Source organism: Enterobacter cloacae complex sp. 6730903, from assembly GCF_048283985.1.
GTDB classification, from domain to species: Bacteria; Pseudomonadota; Gammaproteobacteria; order Enterobacterales; family Enterobacteriaceae; genus Enterobacter; species Enterobacter hormaechei_C.
In genome coordinates, this window is record NZ_JBLVXX010000043.1 from 17,475 (window position 1) to 36,889 (window position 19,415).

Here is a 19,415-nt window from a genome sequence, read left to right on the forward strand (position 1 = left end):
GTGGGGGACCCCATAAAAAAGTTTTCTAACCTGCGGCGATGTGAAAAGAGGTTAGGCGGCGGTCCTTTGGCGCGTCGTTCCTGAACTTTCAACCCGCCCTCCCCCCTGGCTGATTCAAATGATAATTGATGTCATTTGAGTCTTTCGACCGCTGTCTTCGCCCTGTGGCAGGGCTTGCAGAGGCTTTCGAGGTTGGACAGGTCATCGGTCCCCCCATTTGCTTTGGCGGTGATGTGGTCCACCGTCTCAGCGGGTGTATACCTTCCATTTCGCAGGCATTCCTGACAAAGGTGTTTATCTCTGTCGAGAACGATTGGGCGCAGCCTGTCCCACTTGCTGCCATAACCTCGCTGATGCCTGCTCTGTCCTCGCTGATGCTGCTGCCAGCCTTCATTAAGGTGCCTGGGACAATAGCCTGAGCGGTCTGTGGTTGTGCCAGGGCAGCCACGCTTGCGGCATGCTCTCGGTATTAACGCAGGCATCAGGCTAACCTCCACGCCCTGCGGCGCTCTGTGCGTGGTGCTGAGTCAGGGTGACACTCGACTGATTCAAAGTCTGCATGGTCCACCAGCGAGTAACACGGATAGACAACTGCACCGCCCCAGGCATCACCAACGGCATAATCAGCGGGCTTACTGCTGTCCCATCGAGACAACACGCGGTTGATATGTTGCGGAGGTACGCTATAGCACACCCCGTGTATCAGTCGCGGCAGCGTGATGTAGTCAGCATTGGTTTTATCAGCAAGAATCAGCCGCTCGGCTATCTGCATTTGATACTGAGGTGGGCGGCCAGTACCGAGATAAAAACTCACCAGAGAATCAGGGAAGCGGTTTAGCCAGTGACCTATCACCAGTACAGTAAGACTGCTTGAAGGCTGAGCATCATCTTCAACAACAATTACCCGGCATGTTTGTTCTGCTGCCCATTCAAGCGCACGCCGATGATTCCAGTTAGCGCCGTGGTTACCGTAATCAATAAGCAGATGAGCATCCAGCAGCGCCGCAAGTCGTTGCGCATGACCTATGCGAGAGTGATGGCCAACCACAACAAATTTCACTTGTGTTTCCACCATGCGGCCTCCTTACCGATACCATGAGTTTTGAACACTGTATGCACCAGAGGGCCGGTGACCAGCCTGCCAGCAAATGACTGCGCTACAATACCGAACGCCAGCATGTCACCCACCGCGGCGCCAGCCTGTTCTTTCTTCCAGAAACGATAACTTTCGATCCGGTAGTAAAGACGGATGATGCCGTGAGCGAACGCCATTACATCAGCGCGTGTGCCACCCAGCAGGCCAGCGTTAAGCATCACATCGCCGCGGTGCGATTCAATGAATTCCTGATAGATGCGCTCAGGATGATTCTGCTTTGCCCAGGTGTCGGAGTAGGTCTTCGGTTCAGAACCGACATACACCTTTCCGGGTTCCATTTCTTCCCACGGCGCGTGAAGCATTTCGACATCGGTACCATCAGTACACCAGACGAACCGGTATTCAGGGTGATCTCGCAGGTGCTGCCAGATGTGCAGCCAGCGACGAAAGTAGACATTCATCTTCACGTCAGGTACGAGATACAGCTCAACATCTGCCGGGGCCGTCAGTAATTCATCCACCAGCGCAATACGGCCACAATTCCGAAGCGATGCCGCCCACCTGGTCAGCATGTCAGGCGAGGCCGTCATTTTCGTATCGCGCTGAGGGTCAGGCTGGCTGGTCAGTAACGTAGTGATAACTACGTCACGCTGACGCCGATATTCAACGTAACCGGTAAAGCCGGTATCACGTCGTTCGTTGTGGATCTTCACATTACGTTCCACCAGCGCCTGGCGGTCGGGCCTCGGTACCGAACGATCCACAGCTTCATGCTCATCGAGAGAATGGATCAGCTTTTCGGAGCCTTTCACATCGGCATAAGCCCAAGTAGTCAATCCAGCGTTATGAATGCGCAGGGCGAGGTCGCTGTGCTCGTACATGCCGCGACCATAAACCGGATCGAATCCGCCCACCTTCTCGATAGCGCTGCGGTGGTAATACAGCATCACGCCGCGCTGCCCGGTATACGCCACATGCTGATCGTCACGGTAAAGCACCGAAAGGTCATTCAGCTTATTGCGGCCAGCCAGATCGAGAAACTGATAAGCCAGGTGTGGCTCGGGTGATTCGATGTAGGGAAGATGCCAGTTATCTGCAATGGGCCAGGCATCATCATCCCACAGAAAAAGATGCTCGCACCCGGCATCCATCAGGGCTGACAGACTGGCGTTCTTCGAAGCAACAATGCCTAGGGATGTTTCATGGCGAAGCAGCTGAACGCCGTCTGGAACTACCGCCGCAGGTTTTGAACCATCATCGATAACAACCACCAGCGCGCCGGTTGGTAAAAATTGCAAATGTTGAATCAATGCGCGGCTCAGGGCGTTAGCGCGATTATGCGTGGTTATGGCTATACCAATACGAGCATAAGAATTATAGACGGGGGCATACTGGACACCGTTAATTGTGACATTCATCGCAACTCCAGCGATTTAGCATTTATGCAAAAATACAGAAAGGATCTTGCATTGCGGATAGGGTAAAATTTTTAATCTCAGTAAGACATTATTACTGAAACCCCACACAGCATTAACTAAGAGATAATCGATATGGTCAAAGCTAGACTTTTTGGTAATGTTTTTATTGATAATGGTGTTGGAATTAAAGCTTCAGGTGATGTAGACATCGAATCACATGGTTCCATTTTTCAAGGCAATGGCAAAGCGATGGAGCTTGATTCAGGTGTGCCTGAAGAAGTTTTAGCTTTCTTTAAGCAGGGTGTTAACATTCAAAAATTACGTCTTTTGATTGAAGAAACCCAAAAAACAGAAGACCCGAAACCTGAAACCTTAGCCCGAAAGCTCAAGAAATCAGGTTTAAGCGCCTGGATAGCTAACGGAGCAAACACCGTTACTGTTGCCACAGCGATTATTGAGTTCATTAAATTTATCTCACGATAAAAAACATATCCCCTTAAGAGGATTAATTACTATCTTTACGAGGGGGTATATTTATTTCACTCTGGCAGTTAGCCTGCCACGCTTTGTTATGCGCCAGGATGTCTTTCTTCGTCTGGCGGTCAAGAACGTCGATGTCGTGATCGGTCAGGTAGATTGGCTTTACCCAATCACAGGCGGTATCAACCACCACCGGGACGCTTCCACGTGTCACGCAGCTCGCGATCAACATCGTCGCCAGGCATATGGTTAACAGTCTGCTGTACATTGCTGGCCTCTTTCGTTGTCTCTACCCTGCGTTCTGCTGCTGCGACCGTTGCCGCGGCCTTTTCTTCGGTGCGCTGCTGGTCTGCTTTGGCTTCCGCTTTGCTGGTGCCTCGTGAATGACCAATGCCAAAGGCACCAGCTATAGCAGCCATGACCAGTGCAGCAATACCGATAATCGTTTCTAATCCCATATCAACCTCACACCAGTAACGTTTTGGCCTGCCCGAAGCGAGCGCGACGATCTTCCAGTCCATTCGTTCCGCCGTTGATAATCTTCGTCACCTGCAGCAGGTTATCTGAATAGTTCAGGCATCCCTTTGTAACGAAGAACCATGCCGCGCTTCTGGCTGCATAAATGGGTTCGGCTAACAGCTCAGGCTGCTGAACCAGATCAACCTTCAGGGCATTGCCGCAGTCACGATAGTTATCCAGGAACGTGATGCCAATGAGTCCACGCCCACGGTATTTCCATCCATCACCTGGCGCGTTGTTACCGTAGCGTTTGCTGTATACCAAGTTAGCAATGGCACGCTGACGCTCAATTGGTAATGCTCGTTCATCAGGTCGGCGCCCCAGCGTATTAGCCTGGTCCTGTGTGATGCGTCCAGCTCGAATGAAGTTTGCCAACCCGACTACGCTGTAATTGAAGTTTTCCTGCAGCCGGGTGAATCCTGTCGACTCATGCCCAGCCTGCGCAATGAACATGGCCTGGTCTACCGGCTTGGTGATGCCGAATTCTTTCATCGCATCACTTACTGGCTGAAACCAGCGCGCAGCTAACTCGGCGCTTAGCCCTGCCGCCTTTTGAAATTGTGATTGGTTCATTAGTGCCTCAGTGCATCAACCAGGCGCGCTACATTTCCCCGAGCCCAGAGAACGGCGGCGCAAATGAGGACGTTCACCAGCACCACGAACCAGTGTGATTCATGGTACAGGCCGAACAGGTAACGGAAAGGGACGCTGGCGTAAACCAGCACCGTGAAATAAGCCATCAGCGATATCAGAGGGCGATGTCTCGCCCCGCCGCGCTGGTAGAACATCAGTGCAATAACGATAACAGCAGAGATAATTGCGTTTGCCATCGCACTCGGATCACTTGTTACCATTGCTGGCCCCTCCACCACGTAAACGCGAGAGAATTCCAAACAGGCTACCCAAATCCTGGCTGTTGACGAACGTCAGCAGCTTAATAGCAATAGCGGCTACGATTACCGCGCCCAGCGCATCAAGTGGCCTGTCGCTATACCCCGTCCACTTGGAGAAGTAAGAGCCAAGCAGTGGAGCGCCGATAACGCCGAAGATGAATGAGGTGATGAAGTAGCCCACCAGCTTAAGTCGGCTGATATTAACCGCCGTAGCGACGTAGAACACCGCACCAGCGAATGCGCCAAACACCACACCGTAGTCTATGCCGGTTGCCAGGCCGAACATGCTGGCTCCCATCAGACCACCAGCCGCTACTGTAGTGCCAGAAACAGGATCGGACATTTAGCCCCCTCTTATTGCCGTGAGTCCTCTCAGAACGAGGGGAAACAAAAAAGGCCGCCCGTAGGCAGCCCTTAAAATAAAAAACCCGCAGCAGTGGCGGGTTTATGTTTTGTTCTGTTGCTCAGTACGCTTTACTGTCCCGAGCCTAACACAATTTAAGCACTTTCTTGCTCACTCTGCAACTTAAATCTGTCGCTATTTGTGCCAAACGCATCACAAAGTGGAGCGTACAGGATCGATTCTGCCAAACTTACCCATGTGTCGATACGGCGGCGGCAAGTGATTAGGGTCCAGTCAGGGTGTTTTGCATTCAGCTCATTTGCCATCTGCAGTTTGCTCTTGCGCAGCCGGTGACGGTCAACTATTACGCCATACAGCCCACGGTATTCATCATTCATCAGGACCGAAGCAATAACGCCATCCACCTTCAGGCCCTCTTCGTCGGAACAGAACGCCAGCCCACTTTTGTTTTTGCTGTCGAGGATTTCGCGAAGGTATGCTTCCAGTTCAGGTTTAGTGATACCGGATTTCTTCATGCGGCGAAGCGCATCGTTGATTGCTGTCTTAGTGATTTTCCCGGATGCAAGCAACTGGTTAAACATGTTTCCGCCAGAGCCGCCACCGATATAAGACCAGCGGCCCCACATGCGGAGCTTACCCTGTACCCAGATGCTTTCGAGAGTGCGAAGGCGAACCATCTCGCCTGATTTGCCAACTTCTGAAGGATTGATCATGTTGCGTCTCCACTTACGCCAGTACGCCGATTTCCAGCGCACGATCTAAAAACCGAAACAACAGCACCAACTGGTCGCCGTGCTTCGCTTCAAATGCCACAGGATCAGCGTGCAACTCATCGTGATGCGCTCTGCACAGCGGTATCACAAACAGGTCGTGCGCTTTGGTACCCATTCCACCCTGCCCGTGGCCTATTAGGTGGTGGGGGTCGTCTGCCGGGTTATTGCAGCAACTGCACTGCTGCGACTTCACCCAGCGGGTGTATTTATCGTTCTCCCAGCGGCGGCGCTTTGGCCTCAGCATGAAAGATTCCGGTGATTCAGGGTCTACCTTAACGGAGACAACCTTTTTCACCTTCTCCTGGAGGATTTCAGTCGCCGGTAACGAAGGAATAATGTCACTTTCCCGCATTACGGAACTATGCGATTCAGGCTTAATCCTGAGGGCTTTGCTCGCCACTGACTCAGGAATAAGGTCAGCCAAATCGTTGCGTACCATCCACCAGCAGAACTCCGGCAACGTCAGGGTGTGGTCAGCACTGAAACCCAGCATAATATTCACCCTTTCGAGTAGCCATTTTACCAGGTTCTGCATGGCAATTCCTGCCAGTCTTTCAGTCGTTTGTTCACGCAACTGGTTATCACATCCCCAGCAAAGGCGAATGCTTCCTGGTGCGTGACGCATCACCGTAAAGTCTTTTGAGTGCCAGTCATTGTGGGGCCACTGACATTCGAATTTTCTTTCCAGCCAGGCATCAAGACTGCTGAGCCCACCAGCACGCTGAATAACCCGATCGTTCAGGAATAGCTCCTGCATACTGACATCATCTGTCAGTGGCTGATGCGCTTCAGGAATCAGGCCAGATGGCAGGTGCTGGATTGCCTCGGAAGGCGTTTCAATCACCACCCGGCCACGACGAAACAGCCACAGCAATTCGTTACCTGGGCGGAACAGTACCACCCCGGACATTGGCGCTACTTCAGGTGTCAGTATGGCTCTCACGCAATTTGCCCCTTAGCGATATGTTCAGCCCACAGGCCACCAATCCAGCGCACGCCCTTCGCGGTGAAGCGAGACTGATTGAATGCGTAGTTGGTCTGATTGGTGGTTCCGGTCTTCACTTCAAAGCGCCCTGCTTCGATGTGCTTGCTCTTCGGAGTAAGCACGCGGTTCAGGCGGTACATGATTCCGTTCTCAATGAGGAACATTGCGAACTCTGGTTCTTTAGCGTTCAGGAGCTTGGCAACCTGCCGGAAGGTCATTGAGCCAGTTGCTTTGACGTAGCGATCAACAAATTCTGCCTTTGGCGCGGCGATGGCCAGCTCTTCACTCAGGCGCTGTTTCTGTTCGGCAAGATCGGCGGCCAGGCGGAGTGCTTCAGGTAAAGTTTGAGGCACAACAATCCCGGCTCCGCTCTCCAGTTCCTGCCAGCGGTCAACAAGGCGGGCGGTAAACTCAGGGCAAAGCTGCGCGACGATAACGTAGCTATCGCGCTTGTTAACTTCGTAGTAATGGTAAACCTGCTGGTTTTGAGGGTGGGTGTACTGCATTGCAGCATACCCCCCAATGACACCAGAGTTCATGAGGCGCTCAATGGTTACGCAGACGTTGCTATGACGAGAGTCGACCAGCTTAGCAATCTCACGGCTGGACATAGTTATTTGCTGTCCCATCGCGGCGACGGGGTGAGTAGGACACATTACGGTGATATTCATCTGATTCATGCTCTTCTCCACTTATCAGGCGGCTGCACCCGCCAGAGGTTCATGTTTCTTGATCGATATCTCTACTCGTCCACCGGGTACTTTAGGGCCCCACTCCACCAGCATTCGCTGCACCTGACTGTCATCCTCCCAGATGCCAGCGTGAGTAAGAGCGTCAAACAGAGCCTTGTTGTAGTTGTCGATATCGCGGCGGCGTTCATCTGGTGGGTACAGCATAATTTCCACGGCGGCCGGTGCTGCTGAAGGCTTTGGAAGGAAGCGAAGCTGCTCGACGATTGCCACACAGGCAGCGCTTTGATATGCCCTGCCTTTGGCGCTGATAAGATGGCGACCTTTTAACGGCCCCTTGTTCGGGGCTCGCCAGTATGTGTTTACGCTCGGCGGGAACGGGAGCACTAGTTTCATAAGGTCACTCCCTGCTTTTTCAGCCATTCCACCGCGTTATCTCTGGCCATGTCTCCACCGGATAACAGGCCTTTAATGATCGCTACCGGATCAGCATCCAATTCTGTTTTGACGACGGTAATGCCTCTGGCAACGCCAGGAGCAATGGAGAGGTAACCTTTTTTCTTTAGCGCCTTCACATGCTCAGCAGCAGCGTTCTGCGATGAGCAACCAATCAGTTCAGCAAGCTCTATCAAAGTTGGTGGGAAGCCAACCTTCTCGATGTGAACCTTGATAGCTTCATACACTTCACTTTGACGTGGCGTTAACTCGTTCATAAGTCCTCCCCAATGCGGCCCTTGTAGCGGCCAAAGCGACCGTTAAGCCGCCCGATGATGCTGTAGAACATAATTAGGCTTACCCCCATGGGCTTAACCTTCTCGTGATATTCCTTCAGGATCGGCGTTGCTATTGAGTTCCACCCTGCTGAGGGATTATCAGTGATGGCTTTCTTAAGCGCGGTGCTGCATTGACGAGCAACATCACGAACCGCGTTATCCTGCTCGGTTGATAGTTTCTTCATGCTGCATGCTCCCGGTTAATTGCCACCGGAACAGCAATGCCGGGAATCAATTCAACTGCAGCTGACTCGGCCTGATTACCCCAATGGTCCCAGCCAGGCGCGCCACAACGGCTGAAGAGTTCGATGCGAGGAACACCACCGTAAAGCTTCTCCAGACGGAAACGCGCCTCTGCAGGTTTCTGGCTGTGCTCACCGAGTGGGCTGTAGATAACCTGCTTGATGCTGGCGCACTTCCGCTCAAGTCCGTTCCCCCTGGTGGCGATTAGCATATCTTCGGTGTTGGCTCGGGTGTAGTTTCCGCCGTTCATGCGGGTCTGCTCGTTAAGCAGGTGTAGGAAGTCGTAAAAGTCCTCTACTCCACCAGCCTGAAGAGCTTTGTTGATGTGCTGCTCTGCTAGCTGGTTGAGCTTCACCCAGGTGAAGCCCTTCATCGTGCGGACCTTAAAGCCCCACGCCTCAGCAAGCTCGATTGCCTCGCGGGTATGCGTGCCGGTGAACCACATGGCCAGAACGGCATCATCTGCAGCAAGGTCCCAGACCGGAAGACGCTTCATGTCGATAAGCTTCATCGTGCCGTAGTGATTAGTAGCCGCGCCGTTGCTGACGGTGTTGCCGTATTCCCAGGCTGGGTCAGCGTAAATCAGAGAGTATTTCATCAGACGTTCCTCGCTCGGCCAGCCAGACACCAGCCATCACCGGTGGTTTTAACCCTCGGTGCCATACTCAGGCAGCGCTTACGCTCTTTGAGAATTTTGGCTCGCATGGTTTCGTTCTTTGAGCGATTGAATGCCTCCATCAGAACGGTAGCAGCACGCAGATAAAGCCCCTTGTCAGATAACTCTTTAGCCTTGTCCATCATCGCAATGACAGCTTGGTTTGGTGCTGTTTCCTGTTTTGGCTCAGGGATTACTTCAGCTTTTTCCATCGGCGCGCGTGGGATGATCGGCCCAATAGGTCCTGTCGGAGCTTTTGCGTAGTAACGGAAGTTAGGACGCACACCTTTGCGCTCTGCGCGGTTAAGCATGACCAGGCGGCATACTGCGCGCTGAACACTGTGCAATTCGTACTCTGGCAGTGCTGCGGCGATCTGCTTGTTCGTCAGTCCAGGATTTTTGGCTACGAACAACTGAATTGTTTTGAGAAAGCTCATGAGTTCGCTCCTCTGAAACCGTTGGGGATTTTGCTGTAGTCAGTGTTCTGGAAGCTGGAACGGAAAACGCCATCTTCTCGGGCCCACTCTCCGTTGACGCGTAGAGGACGCCCAGCTTTGGCCCAGCTGTTCGCTGACTTCAGATAGCCAGGGAACTTTGTTGGCTGGAAAAGAGTCTGGGGACGAAGGTAGGCAGACATCGTCAGGTCTTCGCTCCACTTTGCGTTGCAGTAGTCCACCACCAGCGATAATTCGTCAACGGTGTAACCTTCCCCAATTCGGGCACGAATGTTTTGCAGCGAGGTTGTTGAAACCTGATAACGCGAACTGGTCACCTGGTTCAGGTGGGTTAAAACCTGTTTAGCCTGATCGGTGATCAACACATCACCGTCTGGTTGCGGCGCAACCGGACAAATAGGGTTTTTAATATCTGTAGTATTCTCTGTTGTATTCTCTGTAAGAACATCAGTGCAATTTGACCTGATGAGAGCGGTTCGTTTTGACCCGATGGAGCGTTTCACTTTGACCTCTTCCATCGGTTCATTTTGACCTGATGGAAGAGTGCAATTTGAACTCTTCGATTTAGTCACTTTGACCTCATCTAAAAGCTCACTTTCGTAGTTGATCGTGTAGTAGTTAGTCATGTCGCGCTGAGACTTATTCAGCTGCTCAACTTTGAGCACGCCGAGGTTCTTCAGGCGGGTGAATGTGCGCTTCAGAGTAGACTCAGACCAGAACGGGAACTGCTCCAGCCACTGCTCGTTGGTGTTGTAAATCCAGCGCACGCCGTCACGCTCCAGTCCGGAGGTGGTTTCTTTAAGCCAGTAGTTAACCTGCTGCAACGCAATGGCCTCATTAAGGCCAATGCTGTACGCAAGGTCAGGGTTTATCACTATTGGCCGGGATGGCATCAACAGGCTCATGGTCGTCCTTTAACTCTGTAAATTTACGCTGGAATTGTTCAAGAGGGCTGAAGCACTCATGATCGTACCCTTCTCGAAGGTATATAACGCGTCGAGTCTGTGGCTCCCACCTGACGACGTGGACGGGGATGCCTCTGTGGTCTCTGAATCGCCGGTCAACTTCAGCCATTCCTCACGCCCCTTCTCGTTCATCTGAGCAAAAGCCTCTACCATCGCGTTCTCAGGCTGGTAGTTGTTCGCACAAGCCTGGTCGTTTAATCTCTCCACATAGCCGAACGGGGAGTCTTTTCCCACCAGTGGAAGGCATCTGAATTGCTTCGCTGGTCTCAATCGGTTTAAACTGTTCATGCGTTAGTTTCTCCACTGAATACGACACGCCACGACGCCCGGAGCTGCACACTCGCGGGCGTCACTTCTTTTGGCTTTTCTTACGGCTAAACAGCGCGACAATCGCGCGGATTTCTTCTTCACGCGCTGCCAGGTGACGGCGGTGATGTTCGTGAATCTCATCGGCTTCATGCGGTTCAATCACTCCGTCTTCCAGGGCTTTCTGGATAATCTGATCAACCTGACCGCGCGCTGCCGCAGTTCTCATTGCGCGGGTAAACAGATCGACACGGTCCAGGTCTTCAAGTTGGGGAACGTCCACCAGCAAAGCGCCTCGGCGTTGAGCGAAGTAATCCGCCAGGAGAGATGTGTTTGAAATATCTTCCATCGCTTCCAGCTCGTTCACTTCGAAGAACCGGCAGCCATTCTTTTCGTACAGGTTGTTGTTGAATTGCGTTACTGACATGCCAAGAGCACCGGCCATAGCCTCACGGCCACCGGGGTACGCTTTGCACATCGCTTTCACTACTTCTTTCAGGCTTTGCTCTACCATGTTGTTTTTCCTTTGGTAGTTACGTAATGCTGGTTGCTGGGTTACGGTGTTACTGCAACGTCAGGATCAACAGGTTTGTTTTTGTTAGGGAATGGTCGAACTTCCTCGGCTTCAATTTTCCCGTCTTCGTTAACCAGGATATTTACCCGGCGATTACGCTTGAGGGCTTTACTGATGGCGCTTTGGTATACCCCAAGAGCCTCAGCGGTTTTGGCCTGACCGTTTTCCAAAACATATTCAGAGAGCGGAATAATCTTCATTGGTTTTCCTCGTGGTTTGCACATAAGGAGTATCACTGCTAGTGATAAATATGTCAACACTAGCGGTGATTGGTGATTATGCCGTGCGGTGATAAATTATGAGAATGAAAAAGAAACCATTGACCGCCGAACAAATCGCCGATGCCAACAGGCTGAAAGCTATCTTTGAGTCCAAGAAAAAAGCGCTTGGGCTCTCACAGGAGACTTTGGCTGAGCAAATGGGTATGGGACAAAGTGGTGTCGCTCAGTTACTGAATGGCACAAATGCTATCAATGCTACTCATGCCGCGCAGTTCGCTAAAATTCTCGGAGTAAAAGTCGATGATTTCAGTCCTTCCCTTGCAGCTGAGATATCAGCTATGTTTGAGGCGATTGCGAACGGAAGGAATTATTCCTCTGTATATGAGTACCCACTGTTAACTGAAGTGCAGGCGGGCTCATTTTTCCCTGTTAATTCATACACAGAACGCGACGCGAAGGAATGGGTCTCAACCACAGTTAAAGCCAGTGATTCTGCCTTTTGGCTTGAGGTATCTGGCCATTCAATGACTGCGCCTCCAGGAGTAAAGCCAAGCTTTCCTGAGGGAATGCTTATACTCATAGATCCAGAACAGGACGTTGAGCCTGGTGATTTCTGTGTTGCTGGTATATTCAACGATTCAGAGGTGACTTTTAAAAAATTTGTTCGTGAAGACGGTAAGCCCTGGCTCGAACCTCTAAACCCCAGTCCTCGCTATCAGGCCATTGAATGTAATGAGAATTGCAGGATAATTGGCAAAGTCGTCAAGGCACAATGGCCTGAAACCATCTTCGAATAAGGAGCCAATCGGCTCCTTTTTTTTGCCTATTTTTTCATATTACTAATCATAAAGTTAACACTAAACGTGATATTTTTATCACTACAGGTGTTGACCATTTAATTACTATTGGTGATACTCATTATGCGCCGGGGTGATGAGGTTTAAGACCATCGGTAGTTGCAGTACGGCATATGGCACATGTGCCGCAGCGGTCCTGGGATTCCTTAGGCAGTATCCCGATCCAGCGGGTAGCCGGAATGTGCAAGCCAGTTGTGTACGACAGCCAGAGACGTTTCACCAGCGTGGCGATCAGGTGTGACACCTCGGAAGAGACGAGGATATCAGCCAATCACGCTAAGCATCTCGACGGGTGCTTAGCGGGACTGGAAGAGTTACCACTTGGAGACGGTCCCTTTAAATGTCCTGGACAGTGGCGCTTCGGCAGCGATAACCGCCGCGACAAGATTATGCAAACGGGAAAGGTCGTTAAAACTCGTTAGGCCGATGAGTTCAAATGGCAATAAAGAACTGACAGCCGGGAAAGACCGGCACACAACATGAAAGCGCATTCCTCTTTCACTGATGGGGATCGGTTTGTTAACTGGCGGAGTGCGCTTCCAGTTGTGGTGAATGGCGGGGCTGACCGTCAAACGGTTGAGAAAAGATAAGCAGGCGAAACGTTCTAAGCGAGCATACGGACTGATCAAACGCGGATGGAACGGGCGGTTACGATATTGAAACACCGCGCCACTGAGCTGGAGTTCAGCACCAGCCACCACAAAAGAATCACGTTAGGACCGTGGTAAACCGTAGTAGCTGTACCAGATGCTGTGTGTAGTCTTGGCGGTCGGCAGTTGTGAATGTCCTTAATGTCGACCGCCCCTTTTACACAACTGAAAGCGCGTTCAGCCGGTTCCTTGAGAGGCCGCAGTCGTTAAATCAACTCAGGAGAACGCGCTCTCAATTGTGGAGAAGTAACGTGTCGGCATTGCAGTGTCGATTATGGCTGCCAGCCTCAAGCATCCTCCGGGTGCTTGGTGATGGTAATAACGCCATCTCAACCAACAGGAGACGATGAGCCTGTTCTGGTTGGATTGGAAAAATGTTATTAGCCCGCTCAACGGCGGGCGCTTTTTCTGGAGGTAGCATGTCTGCAAATGATTTGGCGGTTAAGTATGGTACTTATCAGCCCGAAAATTTACTGGTCATTCTTCCACTTGAAGAAGCTTCAGACATTATTCGTGAAAGTCTTCGCGCTGAGGTTCGCCACGAACTGGAATATGAATACGATGACCGTATTTCGTCTGCTGAAGAAGAGGCATCTGATTGGGAATCACGGGCAGACAGCTACGAATGCGATGCGATTAATTTTGCCCGAGCGATAGAGAAAGCCTTGCTTGCACCAACCTTGGATGAAGCAAAAATTATTCTCGAACGCGTTCGTTCTGATAATCGCGAATATTTTTAATACCTAATGAATAAATACGAATTTGGCAGCATTTAAGTGCCGGGACTCGTGCAACCAAAATTCAGCGCTGTGCAGAGCGCGTAAAACACGGAGAAACTAACCATGACGAACACACAGAACGTCACCGAGTTACAACCACGCATGACCAGGGAACAACTGATCGACGCAGCACGTACCGCAGCAAAGTTCCTGCCAATTGCATCAGCTCAGCTTATGAATGAGCTTGCCAACCGTCTCGACTATACGGGCGTAGCGCTTTGCGAAGCGATGGCACAGCGCCAGACACTAATTGACGCTTTAACCACCATAGCCAATTCTGAGCCGCTTGAAGGTGAAACTGTAGTTTGTGATTTTTCTTCATTGGTCTCTGTGGCGGCAGGTGCATTGCACAAAATCTACAACAGCCAATGCAAGCAAGGCATTGAAGAGGTCACCAACAATGGCTAACTCATTCAAACAGATGACCCGTGACGGGAGCATTAAGCGTACCGACACCGGGATGTTTATCGCCCTGTCTGATATCCATGTGCGGGAAGGATTCAATAAGCGTGAAGACGATCAGCGCACCCGCCAGGCTGATGATGACCTGTTTAACTACCTGATGAACGGCGGTTCCGTTCCGCCACTGGAAGTTATCGCCCGCGATGAAGGTGGTGTCTGGGTTGTTGAAGGTCACCGCCGCCGCCGTTGCTATGCGCGCTGTGCTGAAGCTGGTAAGCCAGTAGACCGCATCCACATCATGCCGTTCAACGGTAGCGATGTTCAGCGCCTGGCACGCATCATGACCAGTAACAACCAGCTGCCTCTTTCAGATATGGAACAGGCAGCAGTTATTCAGGAGCTGCATAACGCTTTCAACCAGACCACCAGCGAGATCGCAAAACTGGTCAATAAGTCAGTGGTCACGGTAGAGAAGTTGCTGCTTCTGAGCACTGCTAACCATGACGTTCAACAGGAAGTTAAATCAGGTGCGGTGTCAGTCGACGTCGCGGTTGATCGTGTTATGGAGTATGGCGAACAGGCCGGAAAAGTTCTTCAGCACGATAAGGCTGTAGCGGCTGCCCAAGGCAAAACGAAAGTTACCCGCAGTTCTATCGCTCCGGAACTCAGCGTAAAGAACGCGCGCCGTTTCGTTGAGCTGATGGCACAGGCAACCATCAGTGATGAGGGTGTATTCACTCTTGAAGGCGCTGCCCTTGCCGAAGCGCTGGCCATTATGGACGAGCACAAAGCGATTGCGGAAGCGCGTGAAACATACCGCCTTTCACAGCCAGTGCCTGAAACAGAGGTAGTAGGCAAAACGCTTTACGTGAAACTGGAAGGCATTGAGATCGGTACAGCTCAAATCTATCGCGGCAAAAACGTCATCCTGAATGGGGTCGTCACTAGCCAGTCAAAAGCTGTGGCCCACTTCGTTAAGCAACACAAACTGCAGCAGGAAAATAATCATGACAGCCAATAAACCAATGACCGGCGAACAACTGGATGAGCTGATGACTGCTGCAGTAAACATGCAGCGCGATGCTGAGACAGACTGTAACCGCCCTTCCGCTATTTTCGCTTATGCAGTTCAGGTTGCTGTTCTGGAACTGCGCAAAGTTCGTGATGATTCTGCGGCGCTGGCTGCGGAGAATGCGGGGCTGAAGGACTTTGTCAAAACCTGTTTCCGCGCAGCGGCTGATGGTGCATCGCTGGATGGTGCTGATATTCAGGAGCTTGGCGAACGTCTTGGCTTGTTTGGGCGGGAAACCTATCAGCCTGCACTGCATGGTTACATCTGCGGCCATGAAGCTGGAGAAGATACTGTGTACGTCATGAAGAAAACCCCAGCGATCGACGCTTTTCTGGCTGAAGTGCGGGCGCAGGGCGTGGAAGCAGCTATCGCAACAGCAAAAAACGTGGTGGCTCAAGAGTTTCAGTACAAGGACTTCGAGAAAGCACAGCGTGTTTGCAGCAAATTCCCGGAGTCTGACCTGGTTGGCAAGGTTGAAATGGTTGAGTGGCTGGAAGACTTCGCCGACCAGCTTCGCAAAGGAGTGCAGCCATGAGCAAATCACTTAATTCTCGTTGCATTCGTCGGTGGGAAGTTGAGTTTAAGGGCGTCTGCGATTCGAAGTTAAATCCATGGTGGCGCAAGCGAGACCTGCGCGGTTATATCCGCGATGCTGCGCTGACAACCGCTGACTGCATGGTTCAGAGCATGGCCGAAAGAAATGCCAGGGTTGATTTTTGTGGTGTCGATAACGGATGGTCTCCGGAGTTCTCTGCCTGGTATGGCGAACGTCGCGAACAATACCTAAAAGAGGCGCGAGACTACCTCAACGAAGAAGCCAGCAACGATGAAATCGACGAAGAGATTCAGAACGAGCTGGAGGCCTGGAATGACTAACCTGCAGTTAGCTGTTAACGGTGAATACTTCGACCAGATGAAGTCTGGTGATAAAACAGAAGAGTATCGGCTGGTAAATCGCTACTGGTGCCGCAGACTATCCCATGGCCATAACCAACAATTACCGCGTCGCTTTGATCGCCTGATAATCACCCGTGGCTATCCAAAGCGCGATGACGCGAGCAAGCGCATCGACATTCCGTATGACGGTTACGAAGTGAAGGTGATAACACATCCGCACTTCGGCCCAGACCCGGTGAAGGTTTTCGCTATCAAGGTGAACATCCATGCCTAACCCATTCGACGCAGTAATGTTCGTGCTGCTGGTCATCGGCGCACTTCAGGGTATGGTGTGGCTGCCATGGTGAGCAAACTCAAACAGCGGCGCGTGCGCCGCCTTAAAGCCGACGTAACCTGGTGGCGTGAAGAGGCAGAGTATTGCCGTTCCCGCATGCTGGAGATGGCCGGGGAGGTCGACAGGCTCAAAAAGCTGGTTATCCGCGTGCCGATGCCGGTTCTCGTAACGAAGGAGATGGTCCACCAGCTTTATTACACCGAAACAAAAAGATGTCATACCTGCAATGATGGGCTCCGTGGTGGTTGCTCATCTTGCATTTTCTATAAGAGATAACCGGGTGCAGCCGGTTAAGTGGAGAATAGCCATGGCCAAGTTGATGAAAGCGAGTCTGTGGGGTAAGCGAGAGTTTGAACCAGGCTCTGTTCCAGATAACAGAACTATCCGACGCTGGATTGAAAACGGTAAGCTTCAGGGCCGTATCGTAGATGGTACGATCCTGGTTAGTTCCTCAGAAAAATGGGGCGTTGACTCAATGGTCAGTGAAAGAGTTCGTCAGTTAATTCAAGAGGATTAACATGGCCGCAAGACCACGCAAAAGGGAGAATCGCAATCTCCCTGATTTCCTGCTTTTTGATAAAGCAACCGGGCAATATCGCTTTACGCTTATAACCGGCAAACGTAAAAGCATTGGAACTGATCGCGTAATGGCAATCGCTATTGCCAAAGAATATAACCTCAGAATGAGACCTGAGAAGGTGCCGTCGGTAGAAAGCTTGATTAGAGACTCGGGCGGACTTAATGGAGAAGCCAAACCATTCAGTGACCATGTTGATCGAATTATGGTCCGCGCCGTTGCCGATGAAAAACCATCACCAAGTACCTTGGATGATTGGAATAATGACGCACTCCGGGTAAAAGAATTTTTTACCGACATCCCGGCTTGTGACATTGAACTTGAGCATGTGAACCAATTTATTAATCGGTACCATGCTGATGCATCCGCTAACGTTCAAAACAGAAAGGTAAGCTTTCTCAAAAAGCTGTTCTCTTATGCAGTTGATGAATCATTAATGATGGATAACCCGGCATCGCGTAAAAAAATGCGTCGTGTCGAAGAGAAAAAGCGTAAACGCCTTCCTTTAGACGTCTTCATTACCATGAGAAGCGCTGCTGAACCATGGTTAAGAACAGCTATGGATTTAGCACTGCAGACGACACACGCTCGCCTCGAAGTTTCGCGAATTAAATATTCGATAAGAGAACCGAAAAACGGGGTTTGTGGATGTGTATGGTTAGATGAACCTGAAAACGGGATATACGGTACGTTGTACATCCATCGTCAGAAGGTTCAAAAGAAAGAGGCATCACACGTTGCGATCCCAATTGGAGGGGAGCTGAAGAGGATTATTGACGATAGCCGGGATAGTGTTGCCAGCCCGTATGTCGTACACCGAATACCAGAACGAAATAACAAACGTAGTAAAGAGGTTTCACATCCTACTCAGGTAGCACCTGATTATCTTAGTCGTTCGTTCTCTTCACTGCGTGACAAGCTTGGATTATGTGATCATCTTCCGTTGGATGAGCGGCCAACATTTCACGAGATAAGGGCACTGGCTGCGCATTTGTTTGATAGCCAGGGCATCGATCCTCAAGGCAGGATGGCCCATAGTGACGCCAAATCAACGAAGATTTATACCAGTAATCATATCGACTGGGTTATGGTTCCACACGGTGAGATCAAGGCAGGCTAGTTAATGGCGAAACTACCCCCTAACTCATTGATGTGTATAGTGCAGATAATGCATAAAAACCACTGTTTGTTTAAACAGTGGAAAATCCTACAACCCAGTAACTATGCGGCTTAGAAGCATTTTACGCAGGTGACATGGGGTGTCGGGGGTCGGAGGTTCAAATCCTCTCGTGCCGACCAAAACTACACAAAAAAACCAGCCGCTTATGGCTGGTTTTTTATTGCCTGTCTCCGCATGCGCAATGCTTAGTGTTTTTCACGCCCACCGAGAAAGAAAATCCCCAGCGGAATCGCCAGCAGCACGGTGAACACCAGGCTGTAAACAAAGATCATCGCCGATTGCAGGACAAACATGCTGGTTGTCCAGGCAGAGAGCGGGATGTTGTACTGCTCAATCACACCGACAATGGTTGCTCGCCCCACGCATGCAGCAGCAATCATAAACACAACCAGTAACGCCAGCAGGAACTTGCGGCCTTCAGGTGTCTTCAGTTTTTCCCGTACCATCTCCCCTCCCTTTACAGATGAATAACAATAATTAACGCGTAAAATAACACGATTGCCGCATCTACTCCAACACAGCATTAAACACCAATAAAGGAACATAAAAGCAGTGCATTACTCCATTTAAAATGAAAATGTGAGTAAATTACGCCAACCATTCACGTACATTATGTTAGTCTTTCCAGGATCGTTTTAACAAAAAGGAATGACAGTGAAAAACGCACCTAAATTTGCCATCGCCCTCATCGCCGCTGCGTGCGCCAGCACCAGCGCTTTTGCCAGCGAAACCCGGAAAGAGCAGCCGCTGGAAAAAGTTGCTCCGTATCCGCAAGCGGACAAAGGGATGAAGCGCCAGGTTATTCAGCTCCCGGCTCAGCAGGATGAAGCAAATTTCAAAGTTGAGCTGTTAATCGGCCAGACGCTGGAAGTGGACTGCAACCAGCATCGCCTGGGCGGCCAGCTGGAAAGCAAAACGCTGGAAGGCTGGGGCTATGACTACTATGTCTTCGACAAAGTAACCTCGCCAGTCTCCACCATGATGGCGTGCCCGGACGGCAAGAAAGAGAAGAAATTTATTACCGCGTATCTGGGTGATAACAGTCTGCTGCGCTATAACAGCAAGCTGCCGATCGTCGTATACACGCCGGAAAACGTGGATGTGAAATATCGCGTCTGGAAAGCGGATGAGACGGTAGGACAAGCGGTAGTTCGTTAAAAATAAGTCGGGTGGCGCTCTCGCTTACCCGACCTGGAAAGGGTGCGTTCTGGTGCCCTCACCCCAACCCTCTCCCACCGGGAGAGGGAGAAAACACTAA

At 51.1% G+C, this 19,415-nt stretch carries 34 protein-coding genes; 12 read left to right on the forward strand and 22 right to left on the reverse strand.

Annotated elements, in window-relative coordinates; genetic code table 11:
• Positions 1 to 131 precede the first annotated feature (131 nt).
• Genes ACNQ0W_RS19450 through ACNQ0W_RS19460 form a run of 3 tightly spaced genes read right to left on the reverse strand, consistent with a single transcriptional unit; the run spans position 132 to position 2,514 of the window.
• The gene (locus ACNQ0W_RS19450; protein ID WP_143346703.1) at positions 132 to 482 is read right to left on the reverse strand and encodes an HNH endonuclease; all 351 of its coding nucleotides are present in this window, start codon (positions 480 to 482) and stop codon (positions 132 to 134) included.
• A complete protein-coding gene (locus ACNQ0W_RS19455) occupies positions 482 to 1,075 on the reverse strand; it encodes a hypothetical protein (protein WP_219240934.1) in 594 nt (197 codons plus the stop codon). Before ACNQ0W_RS19455 ends, ACNQ0W_RS19450 begins: the two co-directional genes overlap by 1 nt.
• Positions 1,057 to 2,514: a glycosyltransferase family 2 protein gene (locus ACNQ0W_RS19460; RefSeq protein ID WP_219240936.1), complete on the reverse strand. Its 1,458-nt coding sequence runs from the start codon at positions 2,512 to 2,514 to the stop codon at positions 1,057 to 1,059. The genes ACNQ0W_RS19455 and ACNQ0W_RS19460 overlap by 19 nt, the downstream gene beginning before the upstream one ends.
• 132 nt (positions 2,515 to 2,646) lie before the next feature.
• Here ACNQ0W_RS19460 and ACNQ0W_RS19465 point away from each other — a divergent pair, with 132 nt between their 5' ends.
• Positions 2,647 to 2,997 (forward strand): hypothetical protein, encoded by a 351-nt coding sequence (locus ACNQ0W_RS19465; RefSeq protein ID WP_219240938.1) that lies wholly within the window; start codon positions 2,647 to 2,649, stop codon positions 2,995 to 2,997.
• Between the two features lie 22 nt (positions 2,998 to 3,019).
• Here the strand turns inward: ACNQ0W_RS19465 and ACNQ0W_RS19470 are convergent, their stop codons facing one another.
• From ACNQ0W_RS19470 to ACNQ0W_RS19550, 17 genes are all read right to left on the reverse strand, one after another.
• Positions 3,020 to 3,226 (reverse strand): hypothetical protein, encoded by a 207-nt coding sequence (locus tag ACNQ0W_RS19470; RefSeq protein ID WP_246616019.1) that lies wholly within the window; start codon positions 3,224 to 3,226, stop codon positions 3,020 to 3,022.
• A complete protein-coding gene (locus ACNQ0W_RS19475) occupies positions 3,177 to 3,452 on the reverse strand; it encodes a hypothetical protein (RefSeq protein ID WP_219240940.1) in 276 nt (91 codons plus the stop codon). The genes ACNQ0W_RS19470 and ACNQ0W_RS19475 overlap by 50 nt, the downstream gene beginning before the upstream one ends.
• A gap of 7 nt (positions 3,453 to 3,459) precedes the next feature.
• Complete coding sequence (locus tag ACNQ0W_RS19480) at positions 3,460 to 4,086, reverse strand: glycoside hydrolase family 19 protein (RefSeq protein WP_395236738.1); 627 nt, start codon at positions 4,084 to 4,086, stop codon at positions 3,460 to 3,462.
• Positions 4,086 to 4,367 carry a phage holin family protein gene (locus tag ACNQ0W_RS19485; protein WP_022648766.1) on the reverse strand — a complete coding sequence of 94 codons (282 nt, stop codon included), beginning with the start codon at positions 4,365 to 4,367 and terminating at the stop codon, positions 4,086 to 4,088. Before ACNQ0W_RS19485 ends, ACNQ0W_RS19480 begins: the two co-directional genes overlap by 1 nt.
• The gene (locus tag ACNQ0W_RS19490; protein ID WP_022648767.1) at positions 4,354 to 4,749 is read right to left on the reverse strand and encodes a phage holin family protein; all 396 of its coding nucleotides are present in this window, start codon (positions 4,747 to 4,749) and stop codon (positions 4,354 to 4,356) included. The genes ACNQ0W_RS19485 and ACNQ0W_RS19490 overlap by 14 nt, the downstream gene beginning before the upstream one ends.
• Positions 4,750 to 4,904: 155 nt before the next feature.
• Entirely contained in the window at positions 4,905 to 5,483 is a 579-nt protein-coding gene (locus ACNQ0W_RS19495; RefSeq protein ID WP_126328277.1) for a DUF1133 family protein, read from the reverse strand.
• 13 nt (positions 5,484 to 5,496) lie between these two features.
• Positions 5,497 to 6,486: a DUF968 domain-containing protein gene (locus ACNQ0W_RS19500; RefSeq protein WP_219240943.1), complete on the reverse strand. Its 990-nt coding sequence runs from the start codon at positions 6,484 to 6,486 to the stop codon at positions 5,497 to 5,499.
• Positions 6,483 to 7,184 (reverse strand): phage antirepressor KilAC domain-containing protein, encoded by a 702-nt coding sequence (locus tag ACNQ0W_RS19505; RefSeq protein ID WP_417933233.1) that lies wholly within the window; start codon positions 7,182 to 7,184, stop codon positions 6,483 to 6,485. The genes ACNQ0W_RS19500 and ACNQ0W_RS19505 overlap by 4 nt, the downstream gene beginning before the upstream one ends.
• A 39-nt stretch (positions 7,185 to 7,223) precedes the next feature.
• Positions 7,224 to 7,613: a RusA family crossover junction endodeoxyribonuclease gene (locus tag ACNQ0W_RS19510; protein ID WP_032619898.1), complete on the reverse strand. Its 390-nt coding sequence runs from the start codon at positions 7,611 to 7,613 to the stop codon at positions 7,224 to 7,226.
• Positions 7,610 to 7,930, reverse strand: coding sequence for a LexA family transcriptional regulator (locus ACNQ0W_RS19515; RefSeq protein ID WP_219240947.1), 321 nt, complete (start codon positions 7,928 to 7,930; stop codon positions 7,610 to 7,612). Before ACNQ0W_RS19515 ends, ACNQ0W_RS19510 begins: the two co-directional genes overlap by 4 nt.
• On the reverse strand, positions 7,927 to 8,175 hold the full coding sequence (locus tag ACNQ0W_RS19520) for a hypothetical protein (protein WP_219240949.1): 249 nt from the start codon (positions 8,173 to 8,175) through the stop codon (positions 7,927 to 7,929). Before ACNQ0W_RS19520 ends, ACNQ0W_RS19515 begins: the two co-directional genes overlap by 4 nt.
• Entirely contained in the window at positions 8,172 to 8,831 is a 660-nt protein-coding gene (locus ACNQ0W_RS19525; RefSeq protein ID WP_219240951.1) for an MT-A70 family methyltransferase, read from the reverse strand. Before ACNQ0W_RS19525 ends, ACNQ0W_RS19520 begins: the two co-directional genes overlap by 4 nt.
• Entirely contained in the window at positions 8,831 to 9,325 is a 495-nt protein-coding gene (locus ACNQ0W_RS19530; RefSeq protein WP_219240953.1) for a hypothetical protein, read from the reverse strand. The genes ACNQ0W_RS19525 and ACNQ0W_RS19530 overlap by 1 nt, the downstream gene beginning before the upstream one ends.
• On the reverse strand, positions 9,322 to 10,248 hold the full coding sequence (locus ACNQ0W_RS19535) for a conserved phage C-terminal domain-containing protein (RefSeq protein WP_219240955.1): 927 nt from the start codon (positions 10,246 to 10,248) through the stop codon (positions 9,322 to 9,324). Before ACNQ0W_RS19535 ends, ACNQ0W_RS19530 begins: the two co-directional genes overlap by 4 nt.
• Positions 10,205 to 10,417 (reverse strand): DUF4222 domain-containing protein, encoded by a 213-nt coding sequence (locus ACNQ0W_RS19540; protein WP_219240957.1) that lies wholly within the window; start codon positions 10,415 to 10,417, stop codon positions 10,205 to 10,207. The genes ACNQ0W_RS19535 and ACNQ0W_RS19540 overlap by 44 nt, the downstream gene beginning before the upstream one ends.
• A 240-nt stretch (positions 10,418 to 10,657) precedes the next feature.
• Positions 10,658 to 11,128: a YmfL family putative regulatory protein gene (locus ACNQ0W_RS19545; protein ID WP_219240959.1), complete on the reverse strand. Its 471-nt coding sequence runs from the start codon at positions 11,126 to 11,128 to the stop codon at positions 10,658 to 10,660.
• A gap of 41 nt (positions 11,129 to 11,169) precedes the next feature.
• Positions 11,170 to 11,388 carry a Cro/CI family transcriptional regulator gene (locus ACNQ0W_RS19550; RefSeq protein WP_023337114.1) on the reverse strand — a complete coding sequence of 73 codons (219 nt, stop codon included), beginning with the start codon at positions 11,386 to 11,388 and terminating at the stop codon, positions 11,170 to 11,172.
• A gap of 98 nt (positions 11,389 to 11,486) precedes the next feature.
• On the opposite strand from ACNQ0W_RS19550, the gene ACNQ0W_RS19555 reads away from it, so the two are divergent.
• Complete coding sequence (locus ACNQ0W_RS19555; protein ID WP_219240961.1) at positions 11,487 to 12,206, forward strand: LexA family protein; 720 nt, start codon at positions 11,487 to 11,489, stop codon at positions 12,204 to 12,206.
• A gap of 374 nt (positions 12,207 to 12,580) precedes the next feature.
• On the opposite strand, the gene ACNQ0W_RS19560 is transcribed toward ACNQ0W_RS19555, so the two are convergent.
• A complete protein-coding gene (locus tag ACNQ0W_RS19560) occupies positions 12,581 to 12,967 on the reverse strand; it encodes a hypothetical protein (RefSeq protein ID WP_219240963.1) in 387 nt (128 codons plus the stop codon).
• A gap of 368 nt (positions 12,968 to 13,335) precedes the next feature.
• On the opposite strand from ACNQ0W_RS19560, the gene ACNQ0W_RS19565 reads away from it, so the two are divergent.
• The 9 genes from ACNQ0W_RS19565 to ACNQ0W_RS19605 all read left to right on the forward strand — a co-directional run bounded on the left by ACNQ0W_RS19565 (position 13,336) and on the right by ACNQ0W_RS19605 (position 18,097).
• A complete protein-coding gene (locus ACNQ0W_RS19565; RefSeq protein WP_206462073.1) occupies positions 13,336 to 13,656 on the forward strand; it encodes a hypothetical protein in 321 nt (106 codons plus the stop codon).
• A gap of 102 nt (positions 13,657 to 13,758) precedes the next feature.
• Positions 13,759 to 14,103, forward strand: a complete 345-nt coding sequence (locus ACNQ0W_RS19570; protein ID WP_241238640.1) for a hypothetical protein — start codon at positions 13,759 to 13,761, stop codon at positions 14,101 to 14,103.
• Complete coding sequence (locus ACNQ0W_RS19575) at positions 14,096 to 15,118, forward strand: chromosome partitioning protein ParB (protein ID WP_126304569.1); 1,023 nt, start codon at positions 14,096 to 14,098, stop codon at positions 15,116 to 15,118. The genes ACNQ0W_RS19570 and ACNQ0W_RS19575 overlap by 8 nt, the downstream gene beginning before the upstream one ends.
• Positions 15,105 to 15,704 carry a hypothetical protein gene (locus ACNQ0W_RS19580; protein WP_246616020.1) on the forward strand — a complete coding sequence of 200 codons (600 nt, stop codon included), beginning with the start codon at positions 15,105 to 15,107 and terminating at the stop codon, positions 15,702 to 15,704. Before ACNQ0W_RS19575 ends, ACNQ0W_RS19580 begins: the two co-directional genes overlap by 14 nt.
• Positions 15,701 to 16,045, forward strand: coding sequence for a hypothetical protein (locus ACNQ0W_RS19585; protein WP_219240965.1), 345 nt, complete (start codon positions 15,701 to 15,703; stop codon positions 16,043 to 16,045). Before ACNQ0W_RS19580 ends, ACNQ0W_RS19585 begins: the two co-directional genes overlap by 4 nt.
• A complete protein-coding gene (locus ACNQ0W_RS19590; protein WP_219240967.1) occupies positions 16,038 to 16,340 on the forward strand; it encodes an ASCH domain-containing protein in 303 nt (100 codons plus the stop codon). Before ACNQ0W_RS19585 ends, ACNQ0W_RS19590 begins: the two co-directional genes overlap by 8 nt.
• 66 nt (positions 16,341 to 16,406) lie before the next feature.
• Positions 16,407 to 16,676, forward strand: coding sequence for a hypothetical protein (locus ACNQ0W_RS19595; protein WP_219241167.1), 270 nt, complete (start codon positions 16,407 to 16,409; stop codon positions 16,674 to 16,676).
• A 31-nt stretch (positions 16,677 to 16,707) separates the two neighbouring features.
• On the forward strand, positions 16,708 to 16,917 hold the full coding sequence (locus ACNQ0W_RS19600) for a hypothetical protein (protein ID WP_022648789.1): 210 nt from the start codon (positions 16,708 to 16,710) through the stop codon (positions 16,915 to 16,917).
• A gap of 1 nt (position 16,918) precedes the next feature.
• On the forward strand, positions 16,919 to 18,097 hold the full coding sequence (locus ACNQ0W_RS19605) for a phage integrase Arm DNA-binding domain-containing protein (protein ID WP_219240968.1): 1,179 nt from the start codon (positions 16,919 to 16,921) through the stop codon (positions 18,095 to 18,097).
• Positions 18,098 to 18,342: 245 nt separating this feature from the next.
• Here ACNQ0W_RS19605 and ACNQ0W_RS19610 read toward each other — a convergent pair whose 3' ends face one another.
• Positions 18,343 to 18,603, reverse strand: a complete 261-nt coding sequence (locus ACNQ0W_RS19610) for a DUF2534 family protein (protein WP_006811332.1) — start codon at positions 18,601 to 18,603, stop codon at positions 18,343 to 18,345.
• Positions 18,604 to 18,805: 202 nt separating this feature from the next.
• Between ACNQ0W_RS19610 and eco the strand changes: the two genes are divergently transcribed.
• Positions 18,806 to 19,315 (forward strand): serine protease inhibitor ecotin, encoded by a 510-nt coding sequence (eco, locus tag ACNQ0W_RS19615; RefSeq protein WP_015572295.1) that lies wholly within the window; start codon positions 18,806 to 18,808, stop codon positions 19,313 to 19,315.
• Positions 19,316 to 19,415 lie beyond the last annotated feature (100 nt).

Coding starts and splice junctions, on each gene's coding strand:
- ACNQ0W_RS19450 (WP_143346703.1), bottom strand. CDS start 482: ATGCCTGCGTTAATACCGAGAGCATGCCGCAAGCGTGGCTGCCCTGGC.
- ACNQ0W_RS19550 (WP_023337114.1), bottom strand. CDS start 11,388: ATGAAGATTATTCCGCTCTCTGAATATGTTTTGGAAAACGGTCAGGCC.
- ACNQ0W_RS19520 (WP_219240949.1), bottom strand. CDS start 8,175: ATGAAGAAACTATCAACCGAGCAGGATAACGCGGTTCGTGATGTTGCT.
- ACNQ0W_RS19545 (WP_219240959.1), bottom strand. CDS start 11,128: ATGGTAGAGCAAAGCCTGAAAGAAGTAGTGAAAGCGATGTGCAAAGCG.
- ACNQ0W_RS19525 (WP_219240951.1), bottom strand. CDS start 8,831: ATGAAATACTCTCTGATTTACGCTGACCCAGCCTGGGAATACGGCAAC.
- ACNQ0W_RS19570 (WP_241238640.1), top strand. CDS start 13,759: ATGACGAACACACAGAACGTCACCGAGTTACAACCACGCATGACCAGG.
- ACNQ0W_RS19505 (WP_417933233.1), bottom strand. CDS start 7,184: ATGTGTCCTACTCACCCCGTCGCCGCGATGGGACAGCAAATAACTATG.
- ACNQ0W_RS19475 (WP_219240940.1), bottom strand. CDS start 3,452: ATGGGATTAGAAACGATTATCGGTATTGCTGCACTGGTCATGGCTGCT.
- eco (WP_015572295.1), top strand. CDS start 18,806: ATGACAGTGAAAAACGCACCTAAATTTGCCATCGCCCTCATCGCCGCT.
- ACNQ0W_RS19530 (WP_219240953.1), bottom strand. CDS start 9,325: ATGAGCTTTCTCAAAACAATTCAGTTGTTCGTAGCCAAAAATCCTGGA.
- ACNQ0W_RS19540 (WP_219240957.1), bottom strand. CDS start 10,417: ATGGCTGAAGTTGACCGGCGATTCAGAGACCACAGAGGCATCCCCGTC.
- ACNQ0W_RS19460 (WP_219240936.1), bottom strand. CDS start 2,514: ATGAATGTCACAATTAACGGTGTCCAGTATGCCCCCGTCTATAATTCT.
- ACNQ0W_RS19495 (WP_126328277.1), bottom strand. CDS start 5,483: ATGATCAATCCTTCAGAAGTTGGCAAATCAGGCGAGATGGTTCGCCTT.
- ACNQ0W_RS19515 (WP_219240947.1), bottom strand. CDS start 7,930: ATGAACGAGTTAACGCCACGTCAAAGTGAAGTGTATGAAGCTATCAAG.
- ACNQ0W_RS19455 (WP_219240934.1), bottom strand. CDS start 1,075: ATGGTGGAAACACAAGTGAAATTTGTTGTGGTTGGCCATCACTCTCGC.
- ACNQ0W_RS19485 (WP_022648766.1), bottom strand. CDS start 4,367: ATGGTAACAAGTGATCCGAGTGCGATGGCAAACGCAATTATCTCTGCT.
- ACNQ0W_RS19535 (WP_219240955.1), bottom strand. CDS start 10,248: ATGAGCCTGTTGATGCCATCCCGGCCAATAGTGATAAACCCTGACCTT.
- ACNQ0W_RS19580 (WP_246616020.1), top strand. CDS start 15,105: ATGACAGCCAATAAACCAATGACCGGCGAACAACTGGATGAGCTGATG.
- ACNQ0W_RS19585 (WP_219240965.1), top strand. CDS start 15,701: ATGAGCAAATCACTTAATTCTCGTTGCATTCGTCGGTGGGAAGTTGAG.
- ACNQ0W_RS19605 (WP_219240968.1), top strand. CDS start 16,919: ATGGCCGCAAGACCACGCAAAAGGGAGAATCGCAATCTCCCTGATTTC.
- ACNQ0W_RS19600 (WP_022648789.1), top strand. CDS start 16,708: ATGGCCAAGTTGATGAAAGCGAGTCTGTGGGGTAAGCGAGAGTTTGAA.
- ACNQ0W_RS19470 (WP_246616019.1), bottom strand. CDS start 3,226: ATGTTGATCGCGAGCTGCGTGACACGTGGAAGCGTCCCGGTGGTGGTT.
- ACNQ0W_RS19480 (WP_395236738.1), bottom strand. CDS start 4,086: ATGAACCAATCACAATTTCAAAAGGCGGCAGGGCTAAGCGCCGAGTTA.
- ACNQ0W_RS19555 (WP_219240961.1), top strand. CDS start 11,487: ATGAGAATGAAAAAGAAACCATTGACCGCCGAACAAATCGCCGATGCC.
- ACNQ0W_RS19575 (WP_126304569.1), top strand. CDS start 14,096: ATGGCTAACTCATTCAAACAGATGACCCGTGACGGGAGCATTAAGCGT.
- ACNQ0W_RS19490 (WP_022648767.1), bottom strand. CDS start 4,749: ATGTCCGATCCTGTTTCTGGCACTACAGTAGCGGCTGGTGGTCTGATG.
- ACNQ0W_RS19610 (WP_006811332.1), bottom strand. CDS start 18,603: ATGGTACGGGAAAAACTGAAGACACCTGAAGGCCGCAAGTTCCTGCTG.
- ACNQ0W_RS19595 (WP_219241167.1), top strand. CDS start 16,407: ATGGTGAGCAAACTCAAACAGCGGCGCGTGCGCCGCCTTAAAGCCGAC.
- ACNQ0W_RS19590 (WP_219240967.1), top strand. CDS start 16,038: ATGACTAACCTGCAGTTAGCTGTTAACGGTGAATACTTCGACCAGATG.
- ACNQ0W_RS19565 (WP_206462073.1), top strand. CDS start 13,336: ATGTCTGCAAATGATTTGGCGGTTAAGTATGGTACTTATCAGCCCGAA.
- ACNQ0W_RS19465 (WP_219240938.1), top strand. CDS start 2,647: ATGGTCAAAGCTAGACTTTTTGGTAATGTTTTTATTGATAATGGTGTT.
- ACNQ0W_RS19510 (WP_032619898.1), bottom strand. CDS start 7,613: ATGAAACTAGTGCTCCCGTTCCCGCCGAGCGTAAACACATACTGGCGA.